We start from the raw sequence: 12,300 nt of genomic DNA on the forward strand, positions 1-12,300 counted from the left end.
ACTAAAATGATATCTCTCTTGAATTGTTTTCCTTTAAAGTACCTCATGTCTGATTCTCCTATATCCTGTTTTCTAGATTGTAGCTTCATGTAGGAAACTTTGCAACAGAACCGAGAAGCCAATAAATTATAAGGATAAAGGAATATTTTACAGGAAATAGAGCATGATATTACCAAAATAAATGGGGATGTGTAAGAAATGCAAATTCGTGAAAATAATAATTCAAACGAGATCTTAATAGCAGCTGCAGCAAGTGCTATTGAGCAAATGAAATATGAAATTGCTCAGGAGTTTGGGGTTACACTTGGACCAGATTCAACAGCAAGAGCAAATGGTTCAGTGGGTGGAGAAATTACAAAACGCTTAGTTCGTATGGCGCAAGAACAATTATCAGGTCAATATAAAATTCACTAAAGTTAAAGGTATATCCCATTGAAAGGATATACCTTTTTAATTTTTTTTAAGAGGAAATCAATTGTTACAGATTGACGTATTCAAAGTATGAACAGTATTCGGGGATTTATTCAAAAAAACGAATCAGAGCACTTTTAATTAGTGCTCTGAGTAAGTTGGTCCCTGAGAGAGAGGTGTAGCACTCATGATAATATATGTGAGCCATTCATTGAGGTGCAAATATCTCATACCAACTTTATTTGGCACAACAAAGCAGTCAGCTTAATTTGCTAACCACTTTGTTGTACAAAAGAAATTAGGTCCTACAGATACGGATATGTAACTTGAAGTTACAGTTATAGTATAAAACGTGGTTGAAAATATTATACACAAATGAAAAGGAATCTAATGAAAATTTCATTTCAAACAAAAGAGCAGCTAGCAAAAGCTAACTGCTCACCCAAGGAAAAAGATTACCATGTGTATACATTATATACGTAATATTGAGTTTTATTCGGTCAAATCAAAGGGAATAACTGTATATTAGTGCTCTTCGGACAAGTCACTTATAGTGACAGTTACTGGCGTTATGTGTAAGAACTACACGTGTATCTTGAAAATAATGATTATTTATCCAAATGTAAATTTATAATTAGAGTAGAATCGCATCAATACGCTCGCAGTTAACTACTAGGATTCATAATTTTACACAGTAAACGAAACACGTTAAAAATAGACCTTATAACCTTCATAGTCTTGTCCCCTAAGTTCATATTTTCTATTTCAAAGTCTGATACTCCCGGCTACATTGGAAAAACTGTATGTTTTTTATCTCGAATCAATTATATCTATAAAATTAAGAAAAATTCTGTTATAAGATGCATCAGTGCAAGTTATTAAATTCTTTATCGGATTTATGTCAGTTACAGTCATATATCTAGTAAGCAAATGACCATCTCTATAATAAGTAATCAGTTGGTATTATTTATAAAAAATATAGTGTATCTCTAATGGGGTTCTTATTAAATATAGAACCCACACTTTTCATGAATTTACTTCTTGTTTGTGGAAAGTTCCCCAAGGTATAAAGTGAAAAAACTTTCATTATTCTACATTACAGTGAATTCATATTTTGTAAGAGTAAAGTAATATATTTTACCCTATAAAGGAAAAAAAGCTCTAATTCTCAAAGAGGGTATTGTGGCCTTTTTGGAAGTGCGTTATTTTGTTTAATTCAACTATATTGCAAATAATTTTATATAGACTTGTACTATTCATTTTACATTTGTATATTACCATTTCTTCCATCAAGGTTTTTTAGCTTCTTGATAAATTTCTTCAATTTTTTGATCTTTTTCTTTTTCCTTTTTTGAGATTCCAATAACTGTTTTTTTATTTCAACTTCAGTTTCTTCAGATGCTTGCACCTTAGAAATTATCATTTGATTTTGTTCTTTTACTTTTTGTTGATTCTCTTGTTGAATTACAGTCTCTGATGTATTTCCTTGTGATGGTGCATTATTTTATTGTTTTTTTGAGGTTCAATATTTTTTTCTTCTCGCATAACCTATTTTTCATATTGGGATTTAAAAATATTTATCAAAAATATTCTTCCTTACAATTTTTAAAATTTCTCCTAATTTTTTCTATTTTTAATGTATAGCAACTTGAATAAATTTCTATTTTCCCTCCTGATAATTCCGTAATTTGAATCCACAAACTTCGAATCATTAAGTATTCTTTTACTAATACGTATAAAGAGCATACTGGATAGAATAAGCATTGTTATGAGGTTAATTCCCCAATCATTTAGATGTATAGAAGCATATAAAATAAGAAAAGAGTTTTAGAAATGGTGAGGGATATGAAAAATGATATTGAAGAAGTGTGTGGAATGTAATGGATAAAAATAAAGTTTATGACTTTTTTCCTATTGTTGCTAAACGGAATTCTCAATTTAGAAATACGAACCAGATTATAAAACCTATATATTTTGGACAGCCCGATAAATACTTAATTTCGATCATAATTAATGTATCATGGGGAAATCAATACGTTTTAGAATTATTGGAGATTATGAAAAATTACAACTGCAAATTCACTTTTTTTTTAGAAGGGCTTTGGATTCATAAATATCCTCATTTAGCTCGAAAGATAAGGGATCAGGGACATGAGATTGGAAGTCATGCTTATTCACATCTTGATATGAGAGGATTAACGGATGATTATATTAAATGGGAATTAAAAAGTACGAATGAAATCCTTTTTAAAGAACTTAAAGTTACACCTAAGTTCTTTACTCCTCCATATGCCGCATGTAATGAAAGAATAGTTGAGATAGCTTCTCAAGAAGGTATGACAACAATTATTAGTTCATTAGATACTCTAGATTGGAATACAAATCATGCAGATGAAATTATAGATATAGTAAATTCTAACATGAAAAATGGATCCATTATTCTGATCCATCCAACTGAAGTAACGGTTAAGGCATTACCGAATATATTAAAATTGATTTTAAATCGTAATTTTAATGTATGTACGGTAAGTAAGTTGCTTTCATTATAGCTATAGTTTTGCGGTATTCTCCATTGTTTTTTTACTTATTGTAAGCAAGGAGGTTATTTTAAACTTTAATTTTTAAATAACAAGGATGGGAGGATTGAAAAATGAAAACAGAACAGATAGAGATTTATGTAGATGGGAAAATGGTGCTAACAACTTATTATATACAAGATGGTTATGTTATGGTTCCAGTTTTGTTTTTAAAATACGCAGGTATTTTAGTTGATTATAATAGTAAAAACCATTCTATTGTTTTGAAAAAAGATAAATTTTTACTCACGTTATTTAAGAACCAGTTTAAAAGTGAAGTCTTTATAGAAGGAAGCAAAACTGTTCTACATGATTCTCTTTTGACTGCCCCTATTGAAATAAATGATACAATATATATTCCATTTTTTTACGTTGTTCAAAGGCTTGAGTTAGTTGTTTGGTCCAATATGGAAATTCCTCGAATATACTTAATCACGAATTCCTTACCTAAATGGAATTCGAATGTTTATTATAGAGGGGCCGCAGCTGGGAATAAGATAGCTTTAACATTTGACGATGGTCCTGATGATTATTACACTCCTAAAATTTTAGATCTTCTAGAAGACAAAAAAGTTCCAGCTACTTTTTTTGTTGTGGGGCAACAAATTCAGTGGTGTCCGAGTATGTTAAAGCGTATTGTGAAAGAAGGACATGCGTTAGGAAACCATAGTTGGAGCCATCCTAAATTCACGAATTTAACCACTTCGCAAATAAAAGAAGAAATATCTCGTACAGAAAATGAAATTACTATATTAACTGGAGAAAGAAAAACAACATTGTTTCGTCCACCGTATGGTGAATTTACTAATGCAGATCTAAATTTTATCAGTGAATTAGGTTACAAATTAATCATGTGGTCAGTTGACACGTTAGATTGGACAGGATTGTCTGCTGAAGAAATCATTGAGATTGTGAGACAGGACTTATCACCAGGTGCCATAGTATTACAGCATTCTCTTAAAATGTCCCCTGGAATATTGGATGGGACAGTCAAGGCGTTACCAATTTTAATAGATGAATTAATTGCAAAAGGATACGAATTTGTAACAATAAATCGTTTGTTGGAGAGTAATTAACAGCATTTAACAATATCACGTTTTTGAGGTGAGAAAATATGCGAGTTTTATTTTTAGAGAGCCATCCAATGTGGATTCATGGTTTACCAAACGGGTTTCGTGATGCTGGACATAAAGTAAAGGTTTCAGGCCCTTTAGATGGCCATACTATTTACAAGCTTATAGATGATTTTGTACCAGATTTAGTTATAACAATGGGATGGGGGCCAGAAAATGCATCTAAGTTCAAACAACAATTGATTTTTGAATGTACGAAAAAATTTAATATTCCACATGTATACTGGGCAACGGAAGATCCAACTTCTACAGAGATTTTTACATTACCTTATATACAGAGAACACGTCCAGATTTTGTATTTACAATTTGCTCGGATATGGTAGAAGTTTACAAAGAGAAGGGGATTCCTGCCGAACACTTAGACTTCGGCTATCATCCAATTGTCCATCACCCAATGGATAGAGACCCGAGATATTATGCTCCTGTTGCACTTGTTGCAAACGGATATCCTAAAAAATTGAGTTATCTTCCAGAGCATTTTCGGCATCAATCATTAAACGCATTAATCAAGCCTTTGTTAGAAAATAATATTAGAATAGATTTTTATGGTAGGTACTGGGATGAAATGAAGGATATTTTAGGTGTCGATATTCCAAGGGAGTGGATTCATGGATATATTGATTACACAGATGCAAATAAAGTTTACAGCTCATCCGATATTATTATCGGACTTCAAAATCTTCCTACGCAGCTTACGCAACGTACGTATGAAATACTTGGCTCTGGAGGCCTTCTCTTAACAAACGATATTCCTGAAATTCATCGTGTATTCAAAGCGGGAAAAGACCTTATAACATCGTCTTCACCCGAGGAAACTGTTAAATTAGTTAATTATTTCCTTCAGCATTCTGAAATGAGAGAAAAGATTAGACAAAATGGAAGAAAAGCAGTTGAAAAATATTCTTATGAGAAACGTGCAGAGTATATGATTGATATTTTAAAAGAGTATGGGATATTTAGAGGGAAAAGAAGTAATTATGTTTTTGGAAATGAAAAGAACAAGACATATAAACAGGGAGAGTTTGAGATTTATAGTGTACGCAATGGCGATACATTATTGAGCATAGCAAATGAACTAAGGGTAACTGTCAGTTCAATGAAACAATTAAACAACCTTACTTCCGATTCAATTGATGCTGGAAGACCGTTGAAAATAAGGAAAATAAATGAAAGTAAGCTTACGAATTATAATTATTATACCATTTGTCATGGAGAAACTTTAGGAAGTATTTCAAGACGATTTGATATCTCAGTAGAAAAAATTAAGTTAGATAATGAATTGGATTCAGACTATATTCTTGCAGGTCAATTAATTAAAATTGATACACGTGATTCTACATTGAAGGTTTTTCCATCCGTACTGATTTCAAAAGGATTAAATACTAAAAAAATGATTTCATTAACTTACGATGCAGGTGCTGATGCAGATAAGACTGAAGAAATTTTAAACGTATTAAAAAAACATGATATCCAAACTACGATGTTTTTAACAGGCGCATGGGTAGAAAAATTTCCAAGTCTCGCTAAACGTATTGTGAAAGAAGGGCATGAAATTGCAAATCATTCATACAGTCATCCGGATTTGACGAAGTTATCATCTAGGGACATTATGAAGGAATTTAAGAAAACAACTAGGTGTTTTGAAAAAATTATAGAGACGAAAGGAAGTCCGTTATTTCGGCCCCCTTTTGGAAATTGGAATAAAGAAATTCTAGAGATTGCTGGTAAACTCGGTTTTCCCTACACAATTCATTGGAATATAGATTCAATTGATTGGAAAGAGCCTTCAGTTGAAACTATAGTTAATAGAGTACTGGGAAAGCTTAAAGGTGGGGATATTGTATTATTTCATTTAAATGGAAAACCAACAGCTGTTGCTACAGATATTATAATCTCTGAATTGAAAAAACAAGGATACCAAATAGTAAAAGTAAGTGAAATACTCATGTAGTCTTTATTAGTACCTTAAAAATTAAGATGTATTGTAAGAAATTTGAAATCATTGCGTGTGTTAAGGAGTGAAATGAAATGCGTATTCTTTTCTTAGAGAGTAGCCATATATGGAAGAATAATTTACCGAGAGGATTTCAAGCAAATGGGCATGATGTTTTAATTTCAGGTCCGTTAACAAAAAATCTTTCGCAAATGTTGGAAGAATTTAATCCGGATTTGGTGATCTCAATTGGTTGGGGGCAAGAACAAACAAAAATAAAGCAAGATTTAATAAGAGAATGTATGAAGAAAACAACAATACCCCTTATATATTGGGCGGTGGAAGATCCTGCTTATACAGACATTTGGTCTATTCCATTAGTTAAAAGAATGAAACCAGATTTTGTGTTTACAATATGTCCAAAAACAGTTAAAGTCTATCGGAAATTAGGAGTCCCAGCTGCTCATTTGGACTTTGGCTTTGAAGAAACAGCACACTACAAATCTCCTAAATCCTCAGAATTCAATTGTTCAATTGCAGTTGTTGCAAATGCATATCCTCATATTTTGGAAAAATATCCTGATCATTTTAGAAGTCATGCTCTTAATGTCCTAATTCGACCGCTTTTGGAAAAAAATATTCGTATTGATTTTTGGGGGAATAAATGGGATGAAATGAATCGTTTTTTTGGCATGGATATACCAAAAGACTGGATTCATGGCCCTATGCACTATTTAGAGACATATAAGGTGTATAACTCGGCAGATATTATAATAGGGTTACAAAATTATCAAGAGCTAATTACCCAAAGAACGTATGAAATTTTAGGATCGGGTGGATTTCTTCTTACGCTAGATACTCCAGGTGTTAAGAAGATATTTAGGCCAGGGAAAGATTTAATTACGGTTTCATCATCAAAAGAAACACTTGAAGCAATACACTATTTTTTGAATCATCCAAAAAAGAAAGTGAAAATTCAAGAACGGGGACGAACAACAGTACAGGGGCATACTTATCAAGCTCGTGCTAAACAAATTATAGATACACTAATTGAGCATAATATATTAATAGAAAGAGAAAAAACAAGTAAGCAAACAGGGGAAATGCTGTATGTTACTGATTTAGAAGAAGACTATGAAATGTATACAATTGAAAAAGGAGATACGTTAAATGGGATTTCAAAGAAATTCGGTGTATCTATTGAATCTTTAAAAAAATTAAATAATTTAACATCTAATATAATAGTAGAAAACGAAAGATTAGCAATAAGAAAGAAGAATATCGAATAAAATTTTTGAATTGCATATAGGGGTTACCATACATGCCCATCAACTTAAGAACGGAAACAATATGAATTTTCGTTCAAATAAACTACAACACTCTTAAAACACTTTTTATTCTTAAAAATGAGCATGCCAAATAAACCTAAATAGGTATAGTTTTTAAAGATTATGCAGCCTTCTTTTGTTTTCTAAGTCCACTATATTCATAGACAACACCCATAATATCAAAGACTGTTTTCTTCTCATATCGATGAGATTTCCGCCCATTTTTCCGTAGTAGGTGAAATAGACGGATTAGAATCTTTGTTATTTCTTGGGTGTCTTTCTGTATAGCTTGATACAAAAGATATAGATAATCTTGGATCATTCCTATCGCTTTATATTCACTTAATTCTCTTTTCTTCTTTTGCAAAAGAAGTTGGCGCATTTTAAACATAGTAGAGGAGCATAGGGAAATAGCGATTAGCTTTCCATATAAGTGGCACTCTAATCGTTCTTGTTTTACATTACGATAATGGTCTATTTTGAAGAGTGATTTCCACGTTTTAAAGACAATCTCTACTTGCCAACGCAAAGTATATAACTCATGTACCTGTTCCATCGAAATCTATTCCCAAGGTGTATTCGTCACGTACACGTTTAATCCCGCTACCATTTTACTTTTCTCTGAGTACGTTCTATTTTTGGATTTTTCTTTTTCCGAGATTTTCGCTCGTCGTTTTTGAAGTTGTTTTTCTGTTAATCGATTAAAAATAACATGTGCAAACAGTTGTTGTTTATCACCAATATAAGCATGTTTTAATTCAAATTTTTCTCCTGAGTGTAGTTGGTTTAAAATCTGTTTTACATCAATTTGTATGTATTCCGATTGTTTTTTAATTGCACCATTTTTAAAGTATTCCGGGTTTGGATTTTTCACATATACATTCGTGTTTAATTTCAAACGAGAAATATAGTATGTACCTCGTTGATCCATTTGATCTAAGTCTTTCAATGAAAAATAACCCAAATCACGAATACATAAATCTCCTGGTCGTAAAGTATCTAAGCACTCCGTACCAAATGTTTTGTCATTATTTTTTCCTGGTCCAATTTGAAAGTTAAGAAATTCTCCACTGTGCAAATCATATTCTAATTGAATTTTGATTCCGGCTGTTTGGGCACATCCTCCAGAGCCTGGATATACATGCTCTAAGGCATTTGGCACTTGAAATACGGTGGCATCTAGGATACGAATTCGTTGGAAATAAGAGAAGGGTTGGTTAGAAATTTGCGTTTGTTCACATACTTTTTGTTGTAACAGTAAAGCAAAAATATGTTGTAAAAACAAAACTGCTTTTGTATTTAAGCGTTTATTTAAGCACTCAGGGCTGAGTAAAGTGCCTGTCGCTGCATGAAACCTACTACATAATCGAACCAGGGGATCACTTGCCACCCGTAGACTCACCCAAATACAAATAGTAGCTAAGTCTGAGCCAGAAAACTTGCGTTTTCGTTTTACAAACCCAAGTTCTCTTGCAAGTTCTTCTAAGAATATAGGTGTCACATAGAGTTGTAATTCTTCGGCAAATGGTTGTAGTTCATCTTGAATCGAGAGATTCATACAAAAACATCATCCTTTCTGTGTATTTCTACAAAAAGAATAACGTTTTTTTCATTATAGGAATACAGATTTATTTTAACTTGATGGGCATATGTGGTGACTCCTATTAAATTAACGTCTCCGTTAATTTAAAAAGGCTATTTACTGGCAATTAAGTTTAAACGCCAATTATTACATCGCATAAAGCTACCAGGAGGGTATTCGAATTCGGATTCGGAGATTAATTTGAATCCAAGCTTCCGACAAATTGCATTTGAAGCTGGATTTTCAACTGAAGGGAAAGCATGAATGTACCTATACTTATTCTCAGCGGATGCTTCATCTATTGCCAACTTTACTGCAGTTGTCGCTATTCCTTTCCCCTGAAATGTGGGAAGAACGCTCCAGCCAGTTTCGTACACACTTTCATCATTCCAAGTAGTTTGCCAATAGCCAACAGAACCCACTGATTCTTGCTCTGGTAACAATAAAATGCTAAACATACATCCTCTACTAACCAGTTCAAGGTACCGTTTGTGTCGCTTCAAAATCTGCTCTTCATTCTCTGGACCTCAGAGATACTGCATCATCACTGGGGTGTTAATACGAAAAAGTAAATCAAGGTCCTTATCTTCCCAAGGTTTAATTTGAATAATATGATTGCTACGTTCTGAAATTTTACTCATCCCCTTACATTTTTCTTTATTTATTCTTTCTTTACTGTAAGCAAAACTCCTTTATTTGTTCAACTAACCTGCACCGTTAGACAATAAGTAAAACTGAAAAATAGTAAAGGGTTTTTATTCACAAAATTTATCATAGATCATACTACGTAATTTCAATAATTCATCTTTTAGGGGTAACATCCATCGCCATCAGGTTAAAGTTTTATAACGCCCTCAAAACGAAATTTTGTGTTAACTTGTAATAAAAAAGCTTATTTTTTCTTTTTGGGATTAATCCGTTCTCTTAAGTTGATGGGCATGGGGTTACCATATCAAAAAAGAAAATTGTACGTTTTAGAAACATTTTAGACACAAATTAACCGATCCCTTGTACGTTAAGGAATCGGTTTTTATGTTTTAAAGGTTGGTTTCTTCTATTAAGATTAAAGAAAAAGAGTACGTATTTAATATGTACTCTTGAAAAAAGAAGTCTATAAACGTGATAGAATATTATATGTTTGTCGCGTTAAAAGGTTCAAGGAAATCAATAAAATTGTTATTTAGTAATAAATAGAAAGAACACATGTATTCAGCTCATGTTAAAATATGTACTTTCATATGAAGGGTAAGAAGAAAAAATAATTATGAAGCAAATATCATACGCCCTAACTTTATAAATAAAGAGTGCTTTAAAAGGTACTCAACAACTAATACTGAGGTGACTATGATTATTATATGTACGTTTCTAATGAATGAGCATTTTATTAAAAGCCTTTAATTCATTATATTGAAATATATAATTAAATATCAATTGAGATCACACCTTATACCTAATCATAGTGAAAGTGATGAGTTCACATTATACAGAAAGGTAATAATTATAGTTTTTCGAAATATGAGATTAACGAATGGGTTCAGATAAAATTTAAAAAATATAAAAGAGATCCTAGTGGTCTGAAATCAAAAGCAAAATATTATCTTTAAAGAGAAAGTAACATCTTGATATGAAATTGTTTTTAAAAATCTTGATACAAAAAACATTACAAAAATAGTTATTCAAATAAAAATACATACTGGTCTAGGTTACATATGTAAGTGATGAATCATAGAATGTGAGATGGGACTACTGCAAAATCAAGAAATACTTATTAAGGAGATATAAAATGAACAAATACTTTAATAAAAGAAAAATAAGTAGAAGCGATTTAGTGGAATATAAGCTCATTGGAGACGGAAAAGATGGAGAAGTATACCGATTAAGCCATGATAAATGCGTAAAAATATTTTTCCTGGAAGAAACTCAAAAAAAAGAGTTGAGAGCTCTAGTAATTGGGCAATCATCACCTATTATTCCAAGACTTTATGGATATGGAGAAAATTATATTATCATGGAGTATATACAAGGAATTTCACTTGCACGTCACTTGAAAAAAGAAAAACAAATTACAGAAGAACTAACTGAAAGGATATTAATAATGTTGGATGAATTAAAAAAGATTGGATTTACTAGGTGGGACACGGAAGTAAGACATGTGTTAATAAATGAAGAAGGTCAGTTAAAAGTCATTGACCATAAAAGAGCTTTTACTTCAAATAGTGAGGTTCCTACGAAGTTGATAAAAGGGTTTAAGAAATTTGGACTATCGCAAGATTTTCTGAACTATGTGAAAAATATACGTTCTTCTGTTTATAATAGATGGGCGGAACATCGATAAAAAACAGATTATCTTGTGTATAACGTTTTTATATTGAAACCTTCATTTGGCTTCTTAATTATTTCCTTCTAAAATTCATTATAAAAATGAATAAATATACATGTAAATTTTAATACAAGATTATGTTCTCTCTCTTTTTGCGTGCAGTACCCCCATCGTCATCAAGCTAATAAAGGAAAATACCCCCAAAATAAGACAAATGGCATATAAGGTTCTATATTTTATGTTGCAAGCAAAGTAAAAGAACCCTACACAAAGCCGGATTCTCTTACCAATGTATTCGTTTACAAAAGGCTTCACTAAAGGAATTGAGTCTGAACCACTCAATTCCTTTTTTATGTTATAACATATGAATAAAAATTTTCAATAAAGGAAATTCCTTAAAGGAATTTCCTTTTTGTCTTAAACTTAATTACAAATTGAAATTTTGAAGCAGAAGAATAACAGAACCACTAAAGGTGTTTTCTTAATCTCGCATTGCCCCTGCCTCTCGGGAAGTCATTGCCCCTTGTCCTTCACTTACATCTTTTTGAATTTCTTGTTTTACTTTGTTTGCATCAGTTCCAACAAAATCCGGTTTCAAAATAGAACCCGAATTTTCTTTAGCTTTGTTATGATTTAGCATACAAGTCCTCCTCAATTTCTTGTTTAACAATCTTATTATTTACAAAATTCATTTGGTATATCCCGAATAGTTGAGCGAATTTTACGTAAAGTAAATGTCATTGGTATAAGAAGATGACTGTCTTTGATATTCTAGAGATTGTGTATAAAACGACGGTGAAGCATAGACAAGCTGCCTAGTGAAAAAATCACGTTTAATAGAATTCTTTAGCATGCCTACTTTTCTATCAATTGCTAGTTTTAAAACAAGGATCGTTTCATATCTAGGAATTTACTCGGTTAGCTTGATGGGCATGGGGGAGTACCCCACATCCATCAACTTAAGGATTTAGACTATTCTTGAAGGTGAAAGCACGTTACTATTCTCTTATGTTAAT

General features: G+C 31.9%; 7 protein-coding genes and 3 pseudogenes. 6 read left to right on the plus strand and 4 right to left on the minus strand.

Annotated features, from left to right (window positions below; genetic code table 11):
- The first annotated feature begins 198 nt into the window (after nucleotides 1–198).
- The gene (locus JDS80_RS29530; protein ID WP_001167047.1) at nucleotides 199–414 is read left to right on the plus strand and encodes an alpha/beta-type small acid-soluble spore protein; all 216 of its coding nucleotides are present in this window, start codon (nucleotides 199–201) and stop codon (nucleotides 412–414) included.
- Nucleotides 415–1,221: 807 nt separating this feature from the next.
- Here the strand turns inward: JDS80_RS29530 and JDS80_RS29535 are convergent.
- Nucleotides 1,222–1,368 (minus strand): annotated as a pseudogene (locus JDS80_RS29535) (YolD-like family protein); the annotation flags it as partial.
- Nucleotides 1,369–2,291: 923 nt separating this feature from the next.
- Between JDS80_RS29535 and JDS80_RS29540 the strand changes: the two are divergent.
- The 4 genes from JDS80_RS29540 (at nucleotide 2,292) to JDS80_RS29555 (ending at nucleotide 7,343) form a co-directional block, all read left to right on the plus strand.
- Complete coding sequence (locus JDS80_RS29540; protein WP_199640688.1) at nucleotides 2,292–2,960, plus strand: polysaccharide deacetylase family protein; 669 nt, start codon at nucleotides 2,292–2,294, stop codon at nucleotides 2,958–2,960.
- A gap of 101 nt (nucleotides 2,961–3,061) precedes the next feature.
- On the plus strand, nucleotides 3,062–4,063 hold the full coding sequence (locus tag JDS80_RS29545) for a polysaccharide deacetylase family protein (protein ID WP_199640689.1): 1,002 nt from the start codon (nucleotides 3,062–3,064) through the stop codon (nucleotides 4,061–4,063).
- 38 nt (nucleotides 4,064–4,101) lie between these two features.
- Nucleotides 4,102–6,072 carry a DUF3880 domain-containing protein gene (locus JDS80_RS29550; protein ID WP_199640690.1) on the plus strand — a complete coding sequence of 657 codons (1,971 nt, stop codon included), beginning with the start codon at nucleotides 4,102–4,104 and terminating at the stop codon, nucleotides 6,070–6,072.
- Nucleotides 6,073–6,149: 77 nt separating this feature from the next.
- The gene (locus JDS80_RS29555; RefSeq protein WP_199640691.1) at nucleotides 6,150–7,343 is read left to right on the plus strand and encodes a DUF3880 domain-containing protein; all 1,194 of its coding nucleotides are present in this window, start codon (nucleotides 6,150–6,152) and stop codon (nucleotides 7,341–7,343) included.
- Nucleotides 7,344–7,503: 160 nt separating this feature from the next.
- On the opposite strand, the pseudogene JDS80_RS29560 reads toward JDS80_RS29555, so the two are convergent.
- Both JDS80_RS29560 and JDS80_RS29565 read right to left on the minus strand, forming a co-directional pair.
- Nucleotides 7,504–8,940: pseudogene (locus JDS80_RS29560) on the minus strand (IS4 family transposase).
- Between the two features lie 137 nt (nucleotides 8,941–9,077).
- A pseudogene (locus JDS80_RS29565) lies at nucleotides 9,078–9,605 on the minus strand (GNAT family N-acetyltransferase).
- 1,142 nt (nucleotides 9,606–10,747) lie between these two features.
- On the opposite strand from JDS80_RS29565, the gene JDS80_RS29570 reads away from it, so the two are divergent.
- Entirely contained in the window at nucleotides 10,748–11,299 is a 552-nt protein-coding gene (locus tag JDS80_RS29570) for a serine/threonine-protein kinase (protein ID WP_016130491.1), read from the plus strand.
- A gap of 466 nt (nucleotides 11,300–11,765) precedes the next feature.
- On the opposite strand, the gene JDS80_RS29575 is transcribed toward JDS80_RS29570, so the two are convergent.
- The gene (locus JDS80_RS29575) at nucleotides 11,766–11,924 is read right to left on the minus strand and encodes a hypothetical protein (RefSeq protein WP_002158183.1); all 159 of its coding nucleotides are present in this window, start codon (nucleotides 11,922–11,924) and stop codon (nucleotides 11,766–11,768) included.
- Nucleotides 11,925–12,300: the final 376 nt, after the last annotated feature.

The organism is Bacillus cereus group sp. N8 (genome assembly GCF_016483685.1).
GTDB lineage: Bacteria > Bacillota > Bacilli > Bacillales > Bacillaceae_G > Bacillus_A > Bacillus_A proteolyticus.